21 protein-coding genes are annotated in these 22,626 nt (G+C 68.6%); 11 read left to right on the top strand and 10 right to left on the bottom strand.

The features are described 5' to 3' along the window. The first annotated feature begins 95 nt into the window (after positions 1–95). Positions 96–659, top strand: coding sequence for a TetR/AcrR family transcriptional regulator (locus ACWCOV_RS23035; RefSeq protein WP_449831351.1), 564 nt, complete (start codon positions 96–98; stop codon positions 657–659). Beyond that, positions 656–1,522 (top strand): LLM class F420-dependent oxidoreductase, encoded by an 867-nt coding sequence (locus ACWCOV_RS23030; RefSeq protein WP_449831350.1) that lies wholly within the window; start codon positions 656–658, stop codon positions 1,520–1,522. Before ACWCOV_RS23035 ends, ACWCOV_RS23030 begins: the two co-directional genes overlap by 4 nt. On the opposite strand, the gene ACWCOV_RS23025 is transcribed toward ACWCOV_RS23030, so the two are convergent. After that, a complete protein-coding gene (locus ACWCOV_RS23025) occupies positions 1,505–2,506 on the bottom strand; it encodes a LacI family DNA-binding transcriptional regulator (RefSeq protein ID WP_449831349.1) in 1,002 nt (333 codons plus the stop codon). The genes ACWCOV_RS23030 and ACWCOV_RS23025 overlap by 18 nt on opposite strands. Before the next feature lie 134 nt (positions 2,507–2,640). Here ACWCOV_RS23025 and ACWCOV_RS23020 point away from each other — a divergent pair, with 134 nt between their 5' ends. From ACWCOV_RS23020 to aceB, 6 genes are read left to right on the top strand one after another with little or no spacing between them, the layout of a single operon-like run. Then, positions 2,641–3,945, top strand: a complete 1,305-nt coding sequence (locus tag ACWCOV_RS23020; protein ID WP_449831348.1) for an ABC transporter substrate-binding protein — start codon at positions 2,641–2,643, stop codon at positions 3,943–3,945. Between the two features lie 5 nt (positions 3,946–3,950). After that, positions 3,951–4,898 carry a carbohydrate ABC transporter permease gene (locus ACWCOV_RS23015; protein ID WP_449831347.1) on the top strand — a complete coding sequence of 316 codons (948 nt, stop codon included), beginning with the start codon at positions 3,951–3,953 and terminating at the stop codon, positions 4,896–4,898. 5 nt (positions 4,899–4,903) lie between these two features. Continuing rightward, on the top strand, positions 4,904–5,710 hold the full coding sequence (locus ACWCOV_RS23010; RefSeq protein WP_360518238.1) for a carbohydrate ABC transporter permease: 807 nt from the start codon (positions 4,904–4,906) through the stop codon (positions 5,708–5,710). Further along, positions 5,707–7,167: a hypothetical protein gene (locus ACWCOV_RS23005; RefSeq protein WP_449831346.1), complete on the top strand. Its 1,461-nt coding sequence runs from the start codon at positions 5,707–5,709 to the stop codon at positions 7,165–7,167. Before ACWCOV_RS23010 ends, ACWCOV_RS23005 begins: the two co-directional genes overlap by 4 nt. After that, positions 7,164–9,197 (top strand): alpha-amylase family protein, encoded by a 2,034-nt coding sequence (locus ACWCOV_RS23000; RefSeq protein ID WP_449831345.1) that lies wholly within the window; start codon positions 7,164–7,166, stop codon positions 9,195–9,197. Before ACWCOV_RS23005 ends, ACWCOV_RS23000 begins: the two co-directional genes overlap by 4 nt. Before the next feature lie 10 nt (positions 9,198–9,207). Then, positions 9,208–10,776, top strand: a complete 1,569-nt coding sequence (gene aceB, locus ACWCOV_RS22995; RefSeq protein ID WP_449831344.1) for a malate synthase A — start codon at positions 9,208–9,210, stop codon at positions 10,774–10,776. 3 nt (positions 10,777–10,779) lie between these two features. Here aceB and ACWCOV_RS22990 read toward each other — a convergent pair whose 3' ends face one another. From ACWCOV_RS22990 to ACWCOV_RS22970, 5 genes are all read right to left on the bottom strand, one after another. Next, complete coding sequence (locus tag ACWCOV_RS22990; RefSeq protein ID WP_449831343.1) at positions 10,780–11,646, bottom strand: TIGR03619 family F420-dependent LLM class oxidoreductase; 867 nt, start codon at positions 11,644–11,646, stop codon at positions 10,780–10,782. Positions 11,647–11,710: 64 nt separating this feature from the next. Then, entirely contained in the window at positions 11,711–12,367 is a 657-nt protein-coding gene (locus tag ACWCOV_RS22985) for a Rid family hydrolase (protein ID WP_449831342.1), read from the bottom strand. Further along, complete coding sequence (locus tag ACWCOV_RS22980) at positions 12,364–13,947, bottom strand: FAD-dependent oxidoreductase (RefSeq protein WP_449831341.1); 1,584 nt, start codon at positions 13,945–13,947, stop codon at positions 12,364–12,366. Before ACWCOV_RS22980 ends, ACWCOV_RS22985 begins: the two co-directional genes overlap by 4 nt. A gap of 114 nt (positions 13,948–14,061) precedes the next feature. Beyond that, positions 14,062–14,832 carry a S1 family peptidase gene (locus ACWCOV_RS22975; RefSeq protein ID WP_449831340.1) on the bottom strand — a complete coding sequence of 257 codons (771 nt, stop codon included), beginning with the start codon at positions 14,830–14,832 and terminating at the stop codon, positions 14,062–14,064. A gap of 31 nt (positions 14,833–14,863) precedes the next feature. Further along, positions 14,864–15,691, bottom strand: a complete 828-nt coding sequence (locus ACWCOV_RS22970) for an EamA family transporter (protein WP_449831339.1) — start codon at positions 15,689–15,691, stop codon at positions 14,864–14,866. 57 nt (positions 15,692–15,748) lie between these two features. Between ACWCOV_RS22970 and ACWCOV_RS22965 the strand changes: the two genes are divergently transcribed. Then, on the top strand, positions 15,749–17,422 hold the full coding sequence (locus ACWCOV_RS22965; protein WP_449831338.1) for an alpha-amylase family protein: 1,674 nt from the start codon (positions 15,749–15,751) through the stop codon (positions 17,420–17,422). Between the two features lie 67 nt (positions 17,423–17,489). On the opposite strand, the gene ACWCOV_RS22960 is transcribed toward ACWCOV_RS22965, so the two are convergent. The 4 genes from ACWCOV_RS22960 to ACWCOV_RS22945 all read right to left on the bottom strand — a co-directional run bounded on the left by ACWCOV_RS22960 (position 17,490) and on the right by ACWCOV_RS22945 (position 21,677). After that, positions 17,490–18,425, bottom strand: coding sequence for a zinc metalloprotease (locus ACWCOV_RS22960; RefSeq protein ID WP_449831337.1), 936 nt, complete (start codon positions 18,423–18,425; stop codon positions 17,490–17,492). 107 nt (positions 18,426–18,532) lie between these two features. Next, positions 18,533–20,668, bottom strand: a complete 2,136-nt coding sequence (locus ACWCOV_RS22955; RefSeq protein WP_449831336.1) for a bifunctional polysaccharide deacetylase/glycosyltransferase family 2 protein — start codon at positions 20,666–20,668, stop codon at positions 18,533–18,535. Then, the gene (locus tag ACWCOV_RS22950) at positions 20,665–21,129 is read right to left on the bottom strand and encodes a hypothetical protein (protein WP_449831335.1); all 465 of its coding nucleotides are present in this window, start codon (positions 21,127–21,129) and stop codon (positions 20,665–20,667) included. The genes ACWCOV_RS22955 and ACWCOV_RS22950 overlap by 4 nt, the downstream gene beginning before the upstream one ends. A 65-nt stretch (positions 21,130–21,194) precedes the next feature. Further along, a complete protein-coding gene (locus ACWCOV_RS22945) occupies positions 21,195–21,677 on the bottom strand; it encodes a hypothetical protein (protein WP_449831334.1) in 483 nt (160 codons plus the stop codon). A gap of 279 nt (positions 21,678–21,956) precedes the next feature. Here ACWCOV_RS22945 and ACWCOV_RS22940 point away from each other — a divergent pair, with 279 nt between their 5' ends. Together ACWCOV_RS22940 and ACWCOV_RS22935 are read left to right on the top strand one after the other, a co-directional pair. Continuing rightward, positions 21,957–22,163 carry a hypothetical protein gene (locus ACWCOV_RS22940; RefSeq protein WP_449831333.1) on the top strand — a complete coding sequence of 69 codons (207 nt, stop codon included), beginning with the start codon at positions 21,957–21,959 and terminating at the stop codon, positions 22,161–22,163. A 214-nt stretch (positions 22,164–22,377) separates the two neighbouring features. Next, positions 22,378–22,533, top strand: a complete 156-nt coding sequence (locus ACWCOV_RS22935) for a hypothetical protein (protein ID WP_449831332.1) — start codon at positions 22,378–22,380, stop codon at positions 22,531–22,533. Positions 22,534–22,626: the final 93 nt, after the last annotated feature.

The following is a 22,626-nucleotide window of genomic DNA, read 5'->3' as shown; positions in this document are numbered from 1 at the left end:
TACGGGGAGTCGGACTCGACGGCCTGGATCAGGGCGGCAGCCGCCTTCGCCGGGCTCAACGACCATTTGTACCTCGTGGTAGGTACAGTCGGGACGTGGAGACGGTGGAGCGGTTGATTCGCAGTACGCAGGAGTTGTTGTGGGAGCGGGGGTACGTCGGGACCAGTCCCAAGGCGATTCAGCGGGCCGCGGAGGCCGGCCAAGGGAGTATGTACCACCACTTCAGCGGGAAGTCGCAGCTCGCGAAGGCCGCGATCGAGCGGTCCGGGGTGGAGTTGCGGGAGGCCGCCGAGGAGCAGTTCGCGGGTGCGGGTACGGCGACCGAGCGGATCACGGAGTACCTCGAGCGGGATCGCGACGTCCTGCGTGGCTGCCGGATCGGCCGGCTGACGGCGGATCCGGACGTGATGGCCGATCCCGAGTTGCGCCGACCGGTCGCGGAGACCTTCCAGTGGTTGCGCGAGCGGCTGGCCGAGATCGTTGCTGAGGGCAAGCGGAACCACGAGTACCCGGAAACGCTCGATCCGGAGCAGACCGCCGCGACGATTGCAGCTGTGCTGCAGGGTGGGTACGTGCTGGCCCGCGCGGCCGACTCCGACGAGCCGTTCGAACTCGCCGTGCAAGGGCTGATCAACCTGCTCGAGGAGGCCGTGAAGTGAAGATCGGCGCGGTGTTCCCGCAGCTGGAGATCGGGGCGGATCCGGAGCTCGTCAAGGAGTGGGCGACAACGGTGGAGCGAGCCGGCTACACGCACGTGCACGCGTACGACCATGTGCTCGGCGCGGATCCGGCGAACCGGCCGGGGTGGAGCGGGTACACGGACAAGTCCTTGTTTCACGAGGTTTTCGTGCTGTTCGGCTACCTTGCAGCGATCACGAGCAAGGTCGAGTTGGTAACCGGCGTGCTGGTGTTGCCGCAGCGGCAGACGGCGTTGGTCGCCAAGCAGGCCGCAGAGGTTGACGTACTGAGCGGCGGCCGGATGAGGCTGGGCGTGGGCATCGGGTGGAACCAGGTCGAGTACCAGGCCCTCGGCGTACCGTTCAAGCAGCGTGGCGCCCTGCTGGAGGAGCAGGTGGACGTGCTGCGCCGCCTATGGACAGAGCCGGTGCTCTCGTACGACGGCAAGTTCCACCAGATCGAGGAAGCCGGACTCAACCCGCTCCCCAAGACCACGATCCCGATCTGGTTCGGCGGCAGTGCGGACGGCGCGCTGCGTCGTACCGGACGGATCGGCGACGGCTGGATGCCGCAGGGCAGGCCCGACGACCGGGCCCGCGCCCAGCTCGCCACGATCCGCGAAGCAGCCAGAGCGGCCGGACGGGATCCAGCGACCATCGGCGTCGAGCCCCGCCTCACCCTCGCCGAGATCCCCGAGCAGGACTGGCCGGACTTCGTCGACGGCTGGCGTGAGCTGGGCGCGACCCACCTGGCCGTCAACACGATGAAACTGGGCCTGTCCAGGCCCGAGGATCACGCGGCCCTGCTCCAGGAGGTCCTCCCGACGTTAGCGCCCACCGGTTGAGCCCCGGACCACCAGTGGGCAGGGCAGCGTGATGATCTCCGTCGGCCGATCCGGGTCCTCGATGCGGCGGCGGAGCAGGTCGATGCCCTTCTCCACGATCGCGTGGATCGGTTGCGAGACCGACGTGAGGTCGAACGCCTCCCACGCGGCCAGGGACGTGTTGTCGAAACCGATCACCCAGACGTCGTCCGGCACCCGGACGCCGAGCGCGCGAGCGCCGTCCAGGATTCCGAAGGCGAGCAGGTCGGTGACGGTGTAGATCGCGGTCGGCGGCTTCTTCCGCGACAGCAGCTTCTGCGCCGCGGCATGACCGTCCGCGTGCGGTACGCCGACCGACACGACGTTGCTGGGTTTGATCTTCACGCCGGCGTCGGCGAGCGCGGCCCGGAAGCCGAGGTCGCGGTCCCGGGAGGTGTTCCCGGTGTGCGTCAGCGTGACCAGGCCGATGTCGGTGTGGCCGGCTTCGACCAGGTAGCGGCCGGCGTCGTACGCCCCCTGCCAGTTGTCGCCGACCACCTGGTCGCAGTCCAGGCCGTCGATCCCGCGGTGCAGCAGCACGGTCGGCGTGCCGGACTCGACCGCCATCGTGTGCAAGGACGAGTCGTACGTCGCCGACGTGAGCAGGAACCCGTCGACGAGGCGCTGCTGCAGCACCTTGCCGACCGACTCCTCCGGGTCGTGCTCGATGTTCCACAGGATCATGTGCAGCCCGAGCGCGCTCAGCACCCGGCCGATCTCGTCCAGCAGCTCGGCGTGGAACGGGCTGGTCACCCGGGTCATGAACACGCCGATGGTGTCGGTCCGGCCGGTCTTCATCGCCCGGGCCAGCGCGTTCGGCGTGTAGTTCGCGTCCTTCAGCACCTGCAGCACCCGGGCGCGGGTCTCCGCGTTGACCTTCGGGTTGTTGGTCAGCACTCGCGAGACCGTGGCCTGTGAGACCCCGGCCAGGCGCGCCAGATCACGGCTCGTCGGTGGTCGCGTCATGATCGGCCCTCCCCTCTGATTTCGAATCCGAAACCCTACTGAAGAGTGTCACCTCTCGCCGTTGACCACGCCGCCCGAGGTGTGTATACGTATTCATTGTATACGTATTCATCCCTCGCGGATGGGAGATTCCGGTGCAGACATTCCACTCCAACCTGAGCCGCCGCAGGTTTCTCGCCGGACTGACGGGACTCGCGGCCGGCGGCATGCTGGCCGGCTGTGGTGGCAACGGCAACGCAAGTGGTGGCGGTGACGGGAAGGGCCTGACCTTCCTCAACTGGCAGCAGGTCAAGGGCACGCCGCTGGAGCAGGCGATCCAGGCCTACGAGAAGTCGTCCGGCGCGAAGGTCACGGTGCAGCCGGCCGTCACCCAGGAGTACGACACCAAGATGCGCACCCTGCTGGCCGGCGGCAGCCCGCCGGACGTGATGCGGATCAACGACGACTTCGTCCGGGGCTTCTCCGAGCAGGGAGCGCTGCTCGACCTGAAGCCGTACCTCGACAAGGACGGCGTGGACACCGCGGCGTTCGCCAAGGAGGCGTTCGAGTTCCCCAAGCAGCCGGACGGTTCGCACACCGCCTGGGTGCTCGGCTACGAGCCGCGGCTGATCTTCTACAACGTCGACCTGTTCAAGCAGGCCGGGGTGCCGCTGCCGCCGACCACCTGGTCGCCGGACGGCTGGACCTGGGCCGACTTCGCCGACCGGGCCAAGAAGCTCACCGACCCGGCCAAGAAGCAGTACGGCGCCCTGGTCTACCTGGACACGGGGTACGAGCAGACGTTCACGGTCAACCACGGCAGCGAGACCGGCATCTACTCCAAAGACGGCGCGCAGTTCACGCTGCCCGGCGCCAAGGAGGTCGAGGCGCTGCAGTGGGCGACCGACCTGACCTGCAAGGACAAGGTGCAGCCGCCGTGGTCCGCGCTGCAGCAGGACAACGTGCAGAACCAGCTGTTCGCGCAGGGCAAGATCGCGATGATGTTCGCGACCTTCGGCACCGTGCCGTACATGCGGACCACGATCAAGGACTTCACCTGGGACGTCGCGCCGCCGCCGGCCGACGTCCAGCAGAAGACCGAGGCCAGCGTGATCGTGTTCTGCATCCCGAAGGCGGCGAAGAACCCGGACCAGGCCTGGCAGCTGCTCAAGTTCCTGGCCGGTGAGGAGGGCGGCAAGATCCTCCTGCAGGGTGGCGCGTTCACCCCGATCAACAAGAAGGTCGCCGCCCAGCTCGCGCCGGACGGGAAGATGCCCGAGCACATCGGGCTGTTCGGCGAGGCCGCGGAGCACCTCACCGCGACCAACCAGACCAAGAACACGCTCGGCGCCCGCGAGCTGTACCGGCCCGCGCTGGACCAGGCCTACAACTGCGAGAAGCCGGTCGGCGACGTCCTGAACCAGATCAAGCCGCAGGTGGACAACGCCTTGAAGGGTTGATGCCAATGGCAACGACAACACCCACGAGGCAGCCGGTCGCCGAGGTCGTGGCGCCGAACCGCGAGGCCGAGGTACGGCGGGCGCGCCGCCGGCAGACCCTGGTCGGGTGGCTGTTCATCAGCCCGATCGTGGTCGGTGTGGTGGCGTTCCAGTTCTTCCCGATCCTGGTCTCGATCGGCGCCTCGCTGACCGACTGGAACGGGATCTCGGCGCCGAGGTTCGTCGGGCTGGAGAACTTCGCCGACCTGTTCGGCGACGACCCGCTGTTCCTGCAGACGTTCAAGAACACGATCTACTTCACGCTGGCGAGCATTCCGCTGACGATCGGGATCGGCCTGGTGCTGGCGCTGCTGTGCGCCCGGCCGATCCGCGGGGTGGCGTTCTTCCGGACGGCGTACTTCGCGCCGTACGTGACGAACGTGGTCGCGATCGGCTTCGTCTGGTTCTGGTTCTTCCAGCCGGACAACGGCGTGGTCAACGGGCTGCTCGGCCAGGTCGGGATCACCGGGCCGCAGTGGCTGTCGAGCTCGACCTGGGCGATGCCTGCGGTGATCATGGTCAGCGTCTGGCAGGGCATCGGCTACCCGATGATCATCCTGCTCGCGGGGTTGCAGGGTCTTCCGAACGAGTACTTCGAGTCCGCGAAGATCGACGGGGCGAACGCGCTGCAGCGGCTGCGGTTCATCACGCTGCCGTTGCTGACCCCGCACTTCCTGTTCCTGCTGATCACGCAGTTCATCACGTCGTTCCAGGTGTTCGGCCTGATCTACGTGATGACCAAGGGCGGACCGGGCCACGCCACCAGCGTCTACATCTTCAACATCTACCAGAACGCGTTCAGCTTCGGGAAGGTCGGCTACGCCTCGGCGATGGCGTGGATCCTCTTCGCGGTGATCGCGGCCGTCACCTTCGTGCAGTGGAAGCTCCAGAAGAGGTGGGTGTTCTACTCATGAGGCTGGTGAGCAGGACCTCGCAGTACGTCGTCATGTCGCTGTTCGCGGTGGTGTTCCTGGCGCCGCTGGTCTGGATGATCAGCGCGTCCCTGCGGCCGGAGGCGAAGGTGCTCTCGGTGCCGCCGCAGTTCCTGCCGAAGGACGCGCAGTGGGAGAACTACCGGCAGATCTTCGAGCTGATCCCGGTGTTCCTCTGGAACAGCGTCAAGCTGGCCGGGCTGAACGTGGTCGGCATCCTGATCGTCGCGTCGATGGCGGGCTACGCGTTCGCGCGGCTCAGGTTCGCCGGCCGGGACTTCGCGTTCATGGTGCTGCTGGCCACCTCGATCATCCCCGGGATCGCCTACCTGATCCCGCAGTACATCGTGTTCCGCCAGATCGGCTGGGTGGACACGCAGTACCCGCTGTGGGTGCCGAAGGTGCTCACACCGGTGTTCGCGACGTTCCTGATGCGGCAGTCCTTCCTGACCATCCCGCAGGAGCTCGAGGACGCGGGCAAGATCGACGGGGCGTCCACGTTCGGCATCTACTGGCGGATCATGCTGCCGCAGACCAAGCCGGCGCTGGCCGCGATCGGGGTGTTCACCTTCCTCGAGTCGTGGAACGACCTGTTCGGTCCGCTGATCTACATCAATTCCGAGAACCTGCAGACGTTGCCGGTGGCGCTGGCCCAGTTCCAGGGCGAGTACTTCACCCAGATCAGTCTGCTGATGTGCGGGGCGACCGTGTCGGTGGTCCCCGTCATCGCCGTCTTCCTCTTTGCACAGCGCTATTTCATCCAGGGCATCACGATGACAGGAATGAAGGGGTGAGCACCGTGCCGGACCGGCTCGTTGCCATGCAGATCGGAGCGGTTTCGTTCGTCGACGAAGGCGTCGACCAGACACTGGACATCCTGGCCGACCGCGGCGCGGTGAACGCGCTGTTCCTGGCCACGCCGACCTGGACCCGGGGCACCGGCGGCCGGCAGATCCCCGGCCACCCGATTCCCGACCACGGCGGCGCCGAGTACGACCTCGGCTGGGTCGGCGGCAACTACGCCACGCCGCACCCGCAGTACTACGGCAACACCGTGCTCGGCGCGGTCGGCAAGGCGCCGGAGAATCCGGAGTTCGACCTGCTCGGCGAGGTGGTGCCGAAGGCCCGCGAGCGCGGGATGAAGTCGTTCGCCTGGATGGAGGAGAGCGGTGGCGCCCGCCAACTGCGGACCTACCCGAACTTCGTCAAGGTGCTCGAGGTGGACGCGTGGGGCCGGCCCGGCCGCCGGCCGTGCTTCAACAACCCGGACTACCGCAACTGGCACCTGGGGTTCGTCGAGGACTACCTGCAGAGCTACCAGCTGGACGGACTCGCCTGGTGCTCGGAGCGGCCGGGCCCCCTGAACATGCTCATGCAGGGCACCGTCGACGTCCCCGAGATCGGCTGCTTCTGCCCGCACTGCCGGCAGATCGCCCGCGACCGCGGGATCGACGTCGAGCGGGCGATGCGGGGCTACCGGGAGCTGGTCGAGTGGAACCAGCGCGTCGGCGCCGGTGAGCGGCCGGTCGACGGCGCGTTCGTGACGTTCTGGCGGATCCTGCTGAACTTCCCCGAGGTGCTCGCCTGGCAGACGCTGTGGACCGAGAGCCAGCGCCAGCTGTACCGCGACATCTACGGAGTGGCCAAGGCGATCTCACCCGAGGTGCAGGTCGGCTGGCACGTCTACCACAACATCTCGTTCAGCCCGTTCTACCGGGCCGACCAGGACTACACCGAGATGGCGAAGTTCTCCGACTTCATCAAGGTGGTCATCTACAACAACTGCGCCGGGCCGCGGTTCTTCACCTGGGTGAAGAGCATCTGCGGCGCGCTGTTCGCCGACGCGGACCCCGAGGACGTCTACCCGTTGATGATGAAGCTGCTGCAGCTCGACGAGGGCGACTACGAGAAGCTGCCGCAGACCGGGTTCACCGCCGACTACGTCCGCCGGGAGACGGAGCGGGCCGTCGCGGGTGTGGCCGGGCAGAGCGCGATCTACCCCGGCATCGACATCGACATCCCGGTCGGCGTCACGAAGCAGCGGCTGGAGCAGCCCCGCGACCTCGGGACCAAGATCAACTGGGACGACAACGAGGGTGACCTGACCCAGTGCACCCGCGAGTCCGTGCGGGACGCGACGCTGGCTGCGTTCGAGGGTGGCGCGGAGGGCGTCGTACTGAGCCGGAAGTACTCCGAGATGCTGCTGGAGAACCTGTCCGGGGCGGGGGACGCGGTCCGGAGTCTCCCGTGAAGCCTTGGCACCGGCGGACCCTGCGGTGGGCGCAGACCAACCTGACCGAGAAGGACCCGGTGCGGTACGACGCCGAGTGGTGGCGGGACCACTGGCGTCGTACCAAGGTCCAAGGCGTGATCGTGAACGCCGGCGGGATCGTCGCCTACTACCCGAGCAGGTTCGAGCTGCAGCACCGCGCGGAGTTCCTCGGCGATCGCGACCTGTACGGCGAGATCGTCGAGCTGGCGAAGCAGGACGGCCTCACGGTGCTGGCCCGGATGGACTCCAACCGGGCCCACCAGCCGTTGTACGACGCGCATCCGGACTGGTTCGCGATCGATGCCGACGGCAACCCTTACCGGGCCGGCAAGCTGTACGTCGCCTGTGTGACCGGGCCGTACTACGAGGACTTCCTGACCGGGATCCTCGAGGAGATCATCGAGCGGAGCGCGCCGGACGGGATCACCGACAACAGCTGGAGCGGTCTCGGCCGGGACAGCATCTGCTACTGCCCGAACTGCCGGGACAGCTTCGGCCAGGACCTGCCGGCCGGCGTCGACTGGGCGGATCCGGCGTACCGGCAGTGGATCCGCTGGAGCTACGAGCGGCGGCTCGCGGTCTGGGACCTGAACAACGAGGTGACCCGGCGCGCCGGTGGCCCGGACTGCCTGTGGATCGGGATGAACGGCGGCGAGCTCGTTGCGCAGAGCAAGCGACTGCGGGACGACGTGGAGATCTGCAAACGGACCCCGATCTTCATGCTCGACTCGCAGTGGCGGCACGAGGAGTCCGGCTTCCAGGCGAACGCCGACAGTGGGAAGCGGCTGCACGGCCTGCTCGGCTGGGACACGCTGATCCCGGAGAGCACGGCCATGTACGACGCCGGGACGCCGACCTTCCGCCTCGGCAGCAAGCCGGAGCCAGAGGCCCGCATGTGGGCGGTGGAGGGGTTCGCCGGCGGGATCCAGCCGTGGTGGCACCACATCGGCTCGGTGCACGAGGACCGGCGGCAGTACGCGACGGCCGAGCCGCTGTTCGGCTGGCATGCCGCGAACGAGGCCTACTTGGTCGACCGCGAGCCGGTCGCCACGGTCGGGTTGCTGTGGAGTCAGCGCAGTGTGGACTTCCACGGCAAGGACACCCCGGAGACCACGAGCCAGTTGCCCTATCGGGGGTGGGTCGACGCCCTGGTCCGGGCCCGGATCCCGTACCTGCCGACCCATGAGGTCGACTCGCGCTTCGCCGTACTGGTCGTGCCGAACGTCGGGGTGCTCACCGACACGCAGTGCGAGGCGTTGACGGCGTATGTCGAGAACGGCGGCCGGCTCGTGATCACCGGGGAGTCGAGCCTGTACGACGAGTGGGGGGATCGGCGGGACGACTTCGCGCTCGCCGAACTGCTCGGCGTACGCCATCAGGGCAAGCGGCTCGAGGCGGGGAAGGTCGACTGGGAGACGTACGACGCCCACACGTACCTGCGGATCGAGGACCGGGCGGTGGCCGACGGCTTCGACGACACGGACCTGCTGCCGTTCGGTGGGCAGCTGGAGCTCGTCGAGGCGACCGGGGCGGCGCTGACCTACGTACCGCCGTTCCCGATCTACCCGCCGGAGCTGTCGTGGATGGCCGAGCCGCGGAGCGACATCCCGGCGCTCGTGGTCGGGGAGCGCACGACGTACCTCGCGGCGGACCTCGATCGGCAGTACGCGCTGCACCACCATCCGGACCACGGCCGGTTGCTGGCGAACCTGGTGCGGCACGACGGCATCCCGCTGCAGGTCGAGGGCGCCGGCGTCCTCGACTGTCAGCTCTACCGGCAGGGCGACGCGCACATCCTGCACCTGGTCAACCTCGACCAGGGCGGGGCGTGGCGGGGCCGGCTGGAGGAGCTCACGCCGGCCGGGCCGTTCACCGTCCGGGTGCGGGCAGCCGGCACCCAGGCCCGCTTCCTGGTCGCCGGGGCGGAGGCGGAGGTGACCGCCCAGGACGGCTGGATTACGGTCGGAGTAGACCGGATCACCGATCACGAAGTCGTAGTACTCAGCTAAGGAGCCTTCTGTGTCAATCGACGTCACCGGGCCGATCAACGAGCGGTACGACGAGATCCTCACCGAGCGTGCGCTCGGGCTGATCGAGACGTTGCACCGGGAGTACGGCGCTCGCCGGCTCGAACTGCTCGAGCGCAGGCGGGAGCGGGTGGCGGCGATCGCAGGCGGGGCTTCGCTGGGGTTCCTGCCGGAGACCAAGGACGTGCGGGACGACCCGGACTGGCGGGTCGCCCCGGCGGCGCCCGGGCTGGTGGACCGGCGGGTGGAGATCACCGGGCCGACCGACCGGAAGATGACGATCAACGCGCTGAACTCCGGCGCCAAGGTCTGGCTGGCCGACCAGGAGGACGCGAACACCCCACTGTGGGAGAACGTCGTCGGCGGCCAGCTGAACCTGCTGGACGCGATCACCCGGCGGATCGACTTCAGCACCGACACCAAGAGCTACGCCCTGAAGCCGGACGACGAGCTGGCCACCATCGTCGTCCGGCCGCGGGGCTGGCACCTGCCGGAGAAGCACATCGTGGTCGACGGCGAGCCGGTGTCCGGTTCGCTGGTCGACTTCGCGCTCTACCTGGCCGCCTGTGGACAGCTGCAGCTCGACCGCGGCCAGGGACCGTACTTCTACCTGCCGAAGATGGAGTCGCACCTGGAGGCGCGGCTGTGGAACGACGTGTTCGTGACCGCGCAGGAGTACCTCGGGATCCCGCGCGGAACGATCCGGGCCACCGTGCTGATCGAGACCTACCCGGCCGCGTTCGAGATGGAGGAGATCCTCTACGAGCTGCGGGAGCACTCGGCCGGGCTGAATGCGGGTCGCTGGGACTACATGTTCAGCGTGATCAAGACGCACCGGACCCGGGGTGCGGACTTCCAGCTGCCGGACCGCAACAGCGTCACGATGACGGTGCCGTTCATGCGCGCGTACACCGAGCTGCTGGTCCGGACCTGCCACAAGCGCGGCGCGCACGCGATCGGCGGGATGGCGGCGTTCATCCCGAGCAAGGACCCGGCGGTGAACGAGCAGGCGTTCGCGAAGGTCGAGGCGGACAAGCGGCGCGAGGCCGGTGACGGGTTCGACGGGTCGTGGGTCGCGCATCCTGGAATGGTCGAGACCTGCCGGACCGTCTTCGACTCGGTGCTGGGTTCTGAGCCCAACCAGCTCGGCAAGCTGCGCGAGGACGTGTCCGTCACCGCGGCGGACCTGCTCGACGTCGCGGCGACACCGGGTGAGGTGACCGAGGCCGGTCTGCGGAACAACGTGAGCGTCGCGATCCAGTACCTGGCGGCCTGGCTGGAGGGGACCGGCGCGGTCGGCATCTTCAACCTGATGGAGGACGCCGCGACCGCGGAGATCTCGCGCTCCCAGATCTGGCAGTGGCGGCAGAACGGCGTCGTCCTGGACACCGGCGACACCGTCACGACCGACCTGGTCCAGCGGATCGCCGACGAGGAGATCGCCAAGCTCGGCGACGACCCCGACCGCTTCAAGGCGGCTCGCGAACTCTTCCTGGAGACGGCGCTGGCCGACGACTACGCCGACTTCCTCACGCTTCCGGCGTACGAACGCATGGCCTGAGCGTCAGCGTGGCGGACCCGGGGGCGGCGGGCCGAGGCGGATGCGCGTCTGCGCGTCCGCCACGGTGAGCGCTTGGGTCAGCAGCCAGTTGACGCCGTGGCGCTCGTAATCCCGGAGGCTTGGCTGTGTGGGTTCGGTGGCGTCGGCGTTCCCGATCAGGACCAGGTCGAACGGCCGGGCGGATCGGGTGGCCTGCAGGTCGGCAGCGATCGCGGCGTACGTCTCGGGCGGGATGACGACCGTCGGCCACTGCTCGCTGGCGGGCGCGAACCCGTCCCAGCGAGCGGCTCGGCGGCGAGGAGCGCGGTAGGAGCCGCCTGCGCCGATCCAGATCGGGATTCGTGGCTGCTGGACCGGGGTGGGCCGGAGGGCGACGCCGAGGCAGTTGTAGTAGTTGCCCTCGAAGTCAACGCGCTCCCCGGTCCACAAGCGAGTCACCAGGTCGAGGAACTCGTCGACCATCGTGGCCCTGGTCTTCAGGTCCGCGTCGATGCCGAAGGCGGTGAACTGGTCGTCCGGATGGCCGAGCCCGACGCCAAGGATCAGCCGGCCGCCGGACAGCTGGTCCAGGGTCGCCGCCTGCCGGGCGAAGGCTTCCGGCCGCAGCCGGGCCACCGCGGTGACGAGCGTGCCGAACCGAATCCGTTCGGTCGCCGCCGCCACCGCTGTCAACGCCACCATCGCGTCCGCAGCATCGTCGGAGTCGCCGAGCGTCGCCGCGACCGCCTCGTTGTGGGCGTGCAACGGCAGCAACTCGTCCCACACGAAGAACCCGTCCCACCCCGCCGCCTCGGCCGCCTGCGCGAGCTCGACCAGTACAGCGGGATCCGCGAACGACCCCTGGTTCGGCAAGTAGATCCCGTGCCGCATCCGCCCCACCCCCACCGGCCAGCCTACGCCGGGGCCCTGGCCGGACCGGGCCCCGGCGAGGTGGTCAGCGCGTGGGGTAGGCCGCGTCGACCTCGACTTCGACCAGCCAGCCGTTGACCGGGAGGTTCTCGATCTCGAGAGCGAAGCGGGACGGACGGGCCTTGTTGACCACGAACGGTTTGGCGGGCGCCGCCGTACCGAGCGGGACGGGGACGTAGTTCCCGGTGGTCAGGTCGGTGTTGGCGAAGTACTGGCGGTAGGCGCGGTTCCAGCCGGCGAAGTCGGCGGTGGCCGCGCCGGACGGGTTCTGCAGGAAGACGCGCATCGTGTAGACGTCGGCGTACGACAACCCCTGGGCCTGCAGGTTCTCGCCGATCCGCCGCAGCACGTTGATGCCCTGGGCCTCGGTGATGGTGACGCCGGCCGGCAGCGTCCCACCCGGGAAGACGACAGTGTCGATGTACGACGCTTCCGTCCCGGCCGGAGCGCCCGTGTTGAGCGCCGACGGCCCGAGTCCACTCGTCTTGTAGATCGGTGTGTTGGCCCCGATGCCGACGCCGCTGGCGATCATCGGGTTGGCCTGGCCGGCAGGCAGGACAGGTGCGACCGTGCCCGGTCGTGGCGGCTTCGGCTTGTCCCACCAACCGGCCGCCGTACCCGCGCCGGCACTGAAGGAGATCGCGACCGCGGCCACGCCGGCGATCAACGCACGCTTCCTCATCGGCTCGTCACCACCCGGCTGTGCAGAGCGGTCACAGTCGCGCGGGCCGACGTCATCGCGCCGTGCTGCCAGGCGATGGCGTGCGACAGGTGGTCACCGGCGAAGTAGATGTTGCCGGTGGCATCGAGCAGCCGGGCGTAGACTCCGTCGGTCTGGGACGGCCAGCTGACCCAGGCTCCCTCGGAGTACTTGGTGCCGAGCCAGTTGACCGAGAAGGCCGCCTTGACGTCCTTGCGGTACACGTCGCCGTGGATCTTGGTGCCTTGCATCAGAGCTCGCTCCAGTCGGGCGGCCGGTGTCAGAGCGCCGTACACGTTGGCGTTCGCGCCGGTGTTGTAGTAGCCGATGACGGTGCCGCGGCGGCCGTGGAAGCCGGTGGACGGGTACCAGGTGTTGACCGTGTCCAGGTTGCTGTTGGTGATCCCGCCGTAGATCCGGTGGTCCTCCTCCCACCAGCGCCGGCCGTACTCGATGCCGATCTTGCCCGCGTTCGTCGGGCGGGCGTACTTCAGCGCGTCGACGATCGGGGTGGGCAGGTTCGACGGGACCTTCGCGGCCAGGTGCGGCGGCAGCGTGCAGATGGCGTAGTCCGCCGCGAGCACCCGGGTCCGCGTCCCGGTCTTGTAGGTGACCTCGACGCCGGCTGTGGTGTTGCGCAGGCCGGTCACCTCGGCGCCGTACTGGATCTTCTCCTTGCCGATCGCCTTCTCGAACGCGTACGGGATCCGGTCCATCCCGCCGACCGGCTGGAACATCATCATCGCCTGGTCCCAGCCGAACTCGAACGAGAAGTAGTTGCCGACCCCGCTGGCGAACACGTCGCTCAGCGCGTACGGCGCGGCCGTCGTGCCGCCCTCCAGGCCGGCGCCGGGCTCGACCGTGTAGCCGCGGCGGCCGTCGGTCCCGGTGTAGGCGAACCCGTCCACCTTGCTCCCGATCGCGCCGAAGCTCCTGAGGAAGCCGATCAGCGCCTCCTTGTCGGTCGCGGTCAGCCGGGCGTCGAGCGCGCCCTGGTCGGTGGCCTTGGCGAGCATCTCGGCGACGTAGCCGTAGGCGTCCGCCTTGGCGGTGCGGTGCCGGATCGGCTTGTTGGACAGGGCTGTGGTGCCCTCGCGGTAGAGGTAGGCGTCCGCGTTCTGGTTGACGAACGGCTCGATCGGGACGCCGAGCTCGCGGCAGTAGTCGAGGGTCACGTGGTGCTGCGGCAGGCGGGCCGGGCCCGCGTTCATGTACTGGCCGGACGAGAACGTGGCCCGCTGGGTGTTCCCTGCCAGGTCGGTCTCGACGGTGCCGCCACGCACCGTCCAGTTCCGGCCGCCGGGACGGGTGCGAGCCTCGAGCAGGGTGACCTGGTAGCCGGCCTTCAGGAGTTCGTACGCCGACGTCAGGCCGGCGATCCCGGCGCCGAGGATGACGACGTGCTTGCGGCCGTGGCCGTTCAGTTCGACTCGCGACGGGGCGGCGTACGCGGGCGTCTCGGCGACGCCCGTGAGGCCGAGCGCCGACATCGTGGAGTACATGACACCGGCTCCACCGGTGATACCGACCTGTTGCAGGAACTGACGTCTGGTCTGCGCCATGCCTTCTCCTCACTGGGCAACGAAGTAGCTGACCAGAAAGGTAAAGACATGGTGTTTTCCCGCTGTGTCCGAGCAGTGACGACCTGGGACCGGTACTGACAGGTATGTTTCGGGTTAACGAACCTGTTGAGCGAGGGTCTCAGCAACTGGCGCGATTTCCGCGTAGACACCGGGAAAATCGGGTTCCGCGCAGCCCTTGCCCCAGGACACGGTGGCCAGCAGGCGGCCGTTGAGGACGAGGGGTCCGCCGGAGTCGCCCTGGCAGGCGTCGGTGCTGCCGTTGCCGGCGCAGACGTTCGAGGCGGCGGCGTACCCGTTGGCGACGTACTCCTTGTTCGCCAGACAGACGTCGTCGCCGAGATCGGGTACGGCGGCCTTCTGCAAGGTGTCGTCCGGCCCGGTGTCCGCGGTGTCGCCCCAGCCGTAGACGGTCGGTACGACGCCCCGCCGGTCGGCCTTGGGGTTCGTCTCGAGCGCGATCAGCGGCACCTGCGTGAACGGCTTGGCCAGAGTGAGGACGGCGAAGTCGTTGCGGTTGTTCTTCGTGCTGTACCCGGGGTGGATCCAGATCTTGCTGATCCCGGACACCCGCCCGGTCGAGATGTCACTGAGGTCGGCGCGGCCTTGGATCGCGCCGTACGTCGCCACCGGCTTGGTCATGCAGTGCGCGGCGGTCAGCACCTTGTCGGGCGCGAGCAGCACGCCTCCACACCACCGCCCGGTCGGCCGCGAGGACTGCGTGTTGGTCAGGACCACCGCCCACGGCGCCTCGCTGACGCTCGCCAGCGTCCCGCCGACGACCAGTCGCTTGTCCGGCGACGCGGCGACCGTCCCGGCGGAGACGAGCATCAGGATCCCGGCAAGCACAGCAGCCCGTTTCAGCATGACAACGAACCTACTCCAGGTGACTGGTTGATTACACGGAGATCAGTACGACGGTGAGCGCGGCGAGTCCCAGTCCGACCAGCAGACGCCGCGTCACCGGCTCACGCAGTACGACGATGCCCGCCAGGACCGGCACCACCGGGTAGAGCGACGTGAGCACGACCGCGATCGACAGGGCCTGGGCGCGACTCGCGAACCAGTAGGAAGCGATCGCCACCGTACCGAGCACACCGGAGACCACAGCGATGCCCAGTGTGCGTCGCTGCATCCGCAGTCGGCCCGGACGCGCGGCCCACGGTGCCACGGTCAACACTGCAGCTATCCGGTTGAACACCAACGGCCAGAGCCCAGCCGCAGGGTCAGCCTGCGCCAGAGCCAAGTACTGCAAGGAGAACGCAGCACCGGAGAGCAGTGCCCAGCGCGCCCCGGCAGCGGAGCCGCCACGCGGACCCGTCTTGCTGGTGATCAACCAGAGCGCTGGAACAGACAGCGCGAACCCACACCATGCCGCGAGCCCGACGTGGTCACCCAGCAGAGCCACTCCGATAAGCACTGGGATGGCGACCCCGGCCACGTCGCTCAACGGGACCACGACGCTGAACCGGCCGGTGGCCATCGCCTGGAACAGGAATGCGGCTCCCAGTCCGGTGCCGATGCCGGCCAACGCGCCCCAGCCCAGTGATGTCCACGTGACGGAAGGCGCAGCCACCAGCAGGGCGGCGACCAGGGTCAGTACGACGCCGGACAACTGCCCGATGAACGCCACGACCGCTCCGCCCACGCGCCGGGCCGCGAGCCCCGCGGCGATGTCCGACAGGCCGAACGCGAGCGCCGACAGCAGAGCAAGCGCGATCCCCATGGCCTGCGCTGTACCCAACGCTGTGTAGCTCACCGTGTCGCGGGGCACCGCGAAGGCATGAGGCTGACGGAGACCGCGGATGTCTGGTGGAAGAACGCAGTGGTGTACTGCCTCGATGTCGAGACCTTCTTCGACACCGACGGCGATGGGCGGGGTGATCTGCGCGGCGTGAGCCAGCGGATCGACCACTTGGCCGAGCTGGGCATCACCTGCCTGTGGCTGATGCCGTTCTACCCGACACCGGACCGCGACGACGGGTACGACATCACCGACTTCTACGGCGTCGACCCGCGGCTGGGGACGCACGGCGACCTGGTCGAGCTGATCACGCTCGCCCAGGACCGCGGGATGCGGGTGATCGCCGACCTGGTCGTCAACCACACCTCCGACCAGCACCCGTGGTTCCGGAGTGCGCGCGCGTCGCGCGAGTCGCCGTACCGGGACTGGTACGTCTGGCGGGACGAGCCGCCGCCGGACGCGGGCAAGGGCATCGTGTTCCCGGACCAGGAGCAGAGCCTGTGGCAGTACGACGAGGAGGCCGGGCAGTACTACCTGCATCGGTTTTACAAGCATCAGCCGGACCTCGACATCACCAACCCCGCCGTGCGCGAGGAGATCATGCGGGTGATCGGCTTCTGGCTGCGGCTGGGCCTGTCCGGTTTCCGCGTGGACGCCGTACCGTTCCTGATCGACCCGGCGGGCTCACTCGATGCTGCGGAGCTGCCGGACCCGCATGACTACCTCCGCGACCTGCGGGCGTTCCTGTCCCGGCGGAGTGGGCAGGCGATGCTGCTCGGCGAGGTCAACCTGCCCTACAAGGACACCCGGCAGTTCTTCGGCGACGAGGACGGCGACGAGCTGACCATGTCGTTCGACTTCATCGTCATGCAGCGGCTCTACCTGTCGCTGGCGCGCAACGACCCGGCTGAGCTGATGAAGGCGTTGCGGGAGCGGCCAGACCCGCCGGAGGAGGCGCAGTGGGGCACGTTCGTGCGCAACCACGACGAGCTCACGCTGGACAAGCTGTCCGACGAGGAACGGCAGGAGGTGTTCGACGCCTTCGGTCCCGACGAGGACATGCAGCTCTACGGACGCGGCCTGCGCCGCCGGCTGCCGCCGATGCTCGGCAACGACCCGGACCGGCTGAAGCTGGTCTACAGCATGCTCTTCTCGCTGCCCGGTACGCCGGTGCTGTTCTACGGCGAGGAGATCGGCATGGGCGAGAACCTCGCCGTCGAAGGACGGAACGCGGTCCGTACGCCGATGCAGTGGACAGCCGACCCGAACGGTGGCTTCTCGACCGCGGACCCGAACGACCTCGCCGTACCCGTCACCGAGGGCGACTTCGGGCCGGAGCAGGTCAACGTCGCGGCACAGCGTCGTGATCCCGACTCCCTGCTCAGCTGGATCAAGCTGCTGGCGCAGCGCTACCGCGAGTGCCCGGAGCTGTCCTGGGGCAAGTACACGATCCTCGAGCACGAGGCGCCGTCGGTGTTCGCCCAGCTCTCCGAGCACGAGGGCGGCCGCATCGTCGCCGTCCACAACTTCGCCGACGAACCCGCCCACGTGACCCTCGCGGTCGCCGGCAACGGAGTCGGCATCCGAGCCGTCGACATCCTCCAGGACGGTACGGCGAGTGTCCGCGAGGACGGCGTACTCGAACTGGACCTGGCCCCCTACGGCACCCGCTGGCTTCGCATCACCCAACTAGGCGACCGCTACATCCTCTGACGAGCAGCGCCCCGAACTGAAGGTGGTCACCCCGGCCACGCATGCCGGGGTGACCACGTCTCACAGCCTAGGCCCTGTAGGCGGTCCACATGTTGCTGATGCGGGTGCTCTGGTCCGGGGTGAACTGGTTGTAGCAGGAGTCGTAGGAGTAATCCATGTAGTTGTGGATCGGGTCGAGGCCCGGCAGCGAGCACGAGTCGCGGCCCACTGGGCAGCCGTTGGTGGCGCTGCTCTGCGCCGGAGTGTCCGCGACCTCGTCGTTCGTGGCGGTGCAGCCGCCCTGGAACGTGTGGTACAGACCGAACCAGTGCCCGGCCTCGTGAGTCGCGGTCTCACCCAGGTTGTAGTTGGCGATCCCGCCGCCCGGCAGCGAGTCGTAGTGCACGCGGATGCCGTCGACACCCGGGTTGCGGTCGTAGTCCCACGGGAACGTGGCGATCCCGAGGTAGGCGAAGTCGACCAGCCAGACGTTCAGCGCGTTCGCGCCGCCCTTGCGGGTCTGCTTGCGGTACGACGCGCTCTGCTTGTCCTTGTGCCACTGGTTGTTGTTGTAGCGGAACGTCCCGGCCAGCGTGAAGGTGAAGCCGGTGTTGGCCGCGGCGGACGACTCCTGGCCGGCGAACGTCTTGTTCAGCACGTCCATCTGCTGCGCGATCTGGCTGTCGGTGACGTCACCGTTGCCGGCGGCGTCGCGCATCACGTGGAAGTACACGGGTACGTTCGCGGCCGCCAGCGCACCCTGCGGCACGCCGATACCACGGGCAGCCTTGGCCTTCAGCAACTGCGCGGTCCGGGCCTCGATCGCCTTCTGCTCGGCGGCCGACACCTCCCGGGTGTCCGGGCCGTGCCCGCCCTTGGCCGACGCGCCGGCCGGTGGGACGAAACAGTCGGGGGACTCGGCGGGGAGCCGGGCGGAGGCCTGGCCGCTGAGCGAGGTGAACATGAGCGCCGTTCCGGCCAGCAGGGCTGCCGCGACGCGGGGACGGGTGATGAGAGATCGCATGGACTGCGCTCCTCCGGGTCGGGCCGCTGGGCGGGCGGCCGGTTGCCGGAGATCTTCCGTGGGCGAGTGTCTGATCCGGAAGCCATCACCGGGGAATTTCGCGTGGTCTAGGGAAAACCTTCGGTCCGCGCGGGGGCGTGCAGACTTCCGTAGCGTTCCATCCTTTGCCAGCGCAGCCGGGAGCCGGCCAGTGCGGTGAACACGGACTGAATGACGACCAGGTACATCAGTTGCCGGTAGACGAGTTGCTGCAGCGGCAGCGTCCACAGCGGCCCGGCCCGTTCACCGTCGAGGCGGAACGCATACACGCCCATCCCGAACTGCAACGCCAGGAAGCCCACCCAGACCACGCCCACCCGCAGTGGATCGAGGAAGAGCAGGCCGTAGAGCGCGAACACGTCCACCACCGGGGCCAGCAGCGGCAGCAGGACCTGGAACAGCAGCAGGTAGCTCAGCCCGCGCCGACCCAGCTTGCCCGCCTGGCCGCGCTGGACCCACGCGCCACGGTGCTTCCACATCGCCTGCAGCGTCCCGTAGCACCAGCGATACCGCTGCCGCCACAGGGCACCCAGTGATGCCGGCGCCTCGGTCCACGCGACCGCACGCTCCTCGTAGACCACGTGCCACCCGTCCCGGCACAGCGCCATCGTCAGGTCGGTGTCCTCGGCCAGTGTGACGTCGCTGAGCCCGCCGATGCGTTCCAGCGCCGTACGACGGAAGCCGCCGACCGCACCGGGGACGGTCGGCATGCACTCGGCCAGGTCGAACAGCCGCCGGTCGAGGTTGAAGCCGATCACGTACTCGATGTGCTGCCAGCGCCCCAGCAGACCGCGCCGGTTGCCGACCTTGGCGTTGCCCGACACCGCGCCGACGGACGGGTCCGCAAAGGGCTGGATCAGCATCCGCACGGTGTCCGGCTGGAAGACCGTGTCGCCGTCGACCATGACGACCAGGTCGAAGTGGGCCGCCTGCAGGCCGGTGTTGAGGGCGACCGGCTTGCCCGCGTTCGGCTGCCGGATCACCCGGACCCCCGGGATCCGCATCGCCTCGACGAGGTCCGCCGTACCGTCGGTCGAGCCGTCGTCGACGACGATCACCTCGATCGGGTGGTCCGAGGCGACCAGCGAGCGGATGGTGGCCTCGATCCCGGCGCTCTCGTTGTACGCCGGGACGATCACGCTGACCGGCTCGGTGACGGGATCGCCCCAGGACCAGTCCCGCTGGCGCGCGTGCCGCCGGGCCGCGACCACTGTAGTGATCGCCCGCAGCACACTCAGCGCGCCGGCGGCGTACAGGAACCAGGTCAGCAGCGTCAGGACGCCGTCGCTGATCCGCATCGCCCAGATCGCGGCCAGACCGCGTCCGCGCTCGACGAGGCTCGCCTCGTGGACCGGCTGCGGCAGCCCGACGGCGTCGCTTACGGTGGCGAACGCGAACCCGCGCCCCTTCAGCGTCGGGATCAGCTTCGCGAGCGCGGCGACAGTCTCGCTCCGGTCGCCACCCGCGTCGTGCATGAGCAGCACCTGGCCCGCGGTGCCGCGCGGCATCGAGTTGGCGATGACCTTCGTCGTACCCGGCCGTCGCCAGTCCTCGCTGTCCTGCGTGCTCAGCACGGTGAGGTAGCCGTCTTGGCGGGCTGCTTCGATGGCGGTCCAGTCCGCATCGGTGAGCGCGTCGGGCTCGGACGAGTACGGCGGCCGGAGCAGCGGCGTGCTCATCCCGGTCGCGCCGGCCAGGATCAGCTGGCTCTGCCGGAGCTCGAGCGATCGGCGCCAGCCGGCCGCCGTACCCAGGTTGGCGTGGGTGAACGTGTGCACGCCGATTTGGTGGCCCTCGGCAACGATGCGGCGGGTCAGGTCCGGATGCGCGGCGACCTCGGTGCCGACGACGAAGAAGGTCGCCTTGACCTGCTGCGCCTTGAGCAGGTCGAGAATCCTCGGGGTCCAGACCGGATCCGGACCGTCGTCGAACGTCAGCGCGATCGTGCGGGCCTTGGGCGCCACGGACCGCGGCCGATCGGGCGCGGCGTCGACCACCGGCCCGCCCTTGACGATCGCCTGTGGCACCGACCCGGCCGGGCCCACGGCCTTGACCGCACCGTCGGGCTCGGCGCCGAACATGTGGTGCGTGTAGCCGTTCAGCAGCAACATGCTCGAGAGGCAGACGAGCAGCACGGTCAGCACGACCCAGTGCGTGCGCAGCGGGACAGGTTTCGCGCGCCGCGCGACCGGTCGACGACTCACGGCTTGGACGGCGACTTGGTCCGACCAGGCGGCGCGGTCGGCTTGTTGCTCGGGTGAGCGGTGGTCGGCTTACCGGGCGGAGTCGTGGGCGAACCGGTCACCCGAGTGGACTGCGCGATCGTCGGGGTGGGTACGACGGTCGGCGTGCTGCTGGGCTGCGGCGTACTGCTCGGGGTCGGCGTGCTCACGCGCTGCGGGGTGGCCGCCGCCACGCTCGGGCGCACGGACTGCACGGCGGCCGGACCAGGCGTGACCACCGGCTTGTTGGGCGCCGGCTTCGCCGCCTCCGGCAGCGGAACCAGCGGCGTGTCCAGACTCGGCCCACCGAGCACGCTGCTGACCACCAGGATCAGATAACCCGCAGCCGGTACGGCGAGAACCGCACCGGCCCGCCGAATGGCGCGATGGCGACGCCCGGTCGAGTCCAGAAAAACCGGCCGCCGAGCGGAAGGCGACTTCACAAGCGCGAGATCCTACTAGCCTCGCCCCTTGGGAAGAACCCGGGTCCGAACGTCAAACGCTTGTATTACAAGGCGATCCGGGTTGCCTCGAGCAGCAAGCCGAACAGGTGCTCGGGGCCCTTGGCGGCGGGGTCGAGGGCCTGGGTGACGAGCTGCTCGTCGGCCGCGAGGCCGGCCTGGGTGGCCCAGGCGAGGAACGACTCCACGGACGTGGCGAGCGGGACTCCGTCGTCCGGCATCTCGTACGAGTTCATCGCCATCGACTTGGCGAGGGTGCCCGACCAGTTGGAGCCCTGAGGCTCGGCGGCGGCCACAGGCCCACAGTCACTGTCGAGGACCAGGGCAGCGAGAGCGGGATGCCCGGTGGCCTTGGCGAGAAGCTGCGCGCCGACCAGCGGATTCTCGTTCGCCCCGGCAACCCACGCCAGTTGCCAGCCGTCGCGCAACGCCTCGACCTCGAGGTACTCGTCCCCGAACGCGGCGAGCTCGGCCAGTTTGCCCAGTGGTCCGTCGCTCTTGGCCGCGACGAGATAGCCCCAGTAACCCATCGGCGCACCCTACTGCCCCCACAACCCCCAAGCGAACCTCAAACGCTTGCACCACAAGCCGCCCCGTCGCGCGTGATCGCAAAAGCACCCCGCGGCGTTACACCGTTTGCAACAAGTGACATGACCGCCCGGTAACGATTCCGTCGCCCACCGTCAACGTGTGACCATTCACGCGCCCGGACCCCTCACCGAGCCATCTCCGCCCACGCCGACAACCACTCGGCCTACCTGGAGAACGTCTACGCCTACACGTTCGACCCGCTCGACCGGGTCGCGAAGGTGGAGAAGAAAGACGCCGGTGGCTCGAACGTGGTGTCGTCGGAGAGCTACACGCACGATGCCGCGGGCAATGTGGTCTCCCAGGTCGTGAAGGACGTGCCGACCACCTTCAGCTACGACCGGAACCGGTTGCTCACCGCAACGAGTAGCGGCTCTGTGAACCTGGCTGCTCCCAGCTGTCGTGTGTTCGTTGCGTCCTTCAAATGACTCTTCGGTGTTGAAAGTGGGTTTGCCGTGGAAGGCGTTGCGCCGGAGGACTGGCCGTGTGGGTCGCTGATGACGATCGTGGACGTCGGACTTGAGGGCGGTATGGCATATGCCAACGGCCTTCGGGTGTGGTTCGACGTGATGATGGCGCCGGTGTTCGGTGAGTTGATTCAGCGGTACCGCCGGGGGCGAGCGGGTCAGCGCGAATCTGTACATGCTGTGGTCCGAGTGGCTCGACGAGTACGACGTAGCAGCAAGCGAGCGCGTGTTCCGGACCTTGGCATCCGTGCTGCCAGCCGGCTCGGTCGAACCTGTCTGGGGAGAGGACTGGCCGCGCCTGGTGAAGGACGACGCGTCGCGGCACCGCTGAGTGCCGCTGCCCGGCTTGCGTCGTACGGCGTACGACCGGGACCGGCTCCGGGGTGTTGCGCGGTGCGGAAAGCGCCTACCCGTGGGTGCCGGG

It is taken from the genome of Kribbella sp. NPDC002412, assembly GCF_053592935.1.
This window is presented reverse-complemented; position numbering and strand designations above follow the sequence as displayed.

Bases quoted from the DNA above. Each gene is read 5' to 3' on its own strand.
- ACWCOV_RS22975 (WP_449831340.1), bottom strand. From the start codon at position 14,832: ATGCTGAAACGGGCTGCTGTGCTTGCCGGGATCCTGATGCTCGTCTCC.
- ACWCOV_RS22985 (WP_449831342.1), bottom strand. From the start codon at position 12,367: ATGAGGAAGCGTGCGTTGATCGCCGGCGTGGCCGCGGTCGCGATCTCC.
- ACWCOV_RS22935 (WP_449831332.1), top strand. From the start codon at position 22,378: ATGCTGTGGTCCGAGTGGCTCGACGAGTACGACGTAGCAGCAAGCGAG.
- ACWCOV_RS23025 (WP_449831349.1), bottom strand. From the start codon at position 2,506: ATGACGCGACCACCGACGAGCCGTGATCTGGCGCGCCTGGCCGGGGTC.
- ACWCOV_RS22945 (WP_449831334.1), bottom strand. From the start codon at position 21,677: ATGGGTTACTGGGGCTATCTCGTCGCGGCCAAGAGCGACGGACCACTG.
- ACWCOV_RS22960 (WP_449831337.1), bottom strand. From the start codon at position 18,425: ATGCGATCTCTCATCACCCGTCCCCGCGTCGCGGCAGCCCTGCTGGCC.
- ACWCOV_RS22965 (WP_449831338.1), top strand. From the start codon at position 15,749: ATGAGGCTGACGGAGACCGCGGATGTCTGGTGGAAGAACGCAGTGGTG.
- ACWCOV_RS22990 (WP_449831343.1), bottom strand. From the start codon at position 11,646: ATGCGGCACGGGATCTACTTGCCGAACCAGGGGTCGTTCGCGGATCCC.
- ACWCOV_RS23015 (WP_449831347.1), top strand. From the start codon at position 3,951: ATGGCAACGACAACACCCACGAGGCAGCCGGTCGCCGAGGTCGTGGCG.
- ACWCOV_RS22980 (WP_449831341.1), bottom strand. From the start codon at position 13,947: ATGGCGCAGACCAGACGTCAGTTCCTGCAACAGGTCGGTATCACCGGT.
- ACWCOV_RS22970 (WP_449831339.1), bottom strand. From the start codon at position 15,691: ATGGGGATCGCGCTTGCTCTGCTGTCGGCGCTCGCGTTCGGCCTGTCG.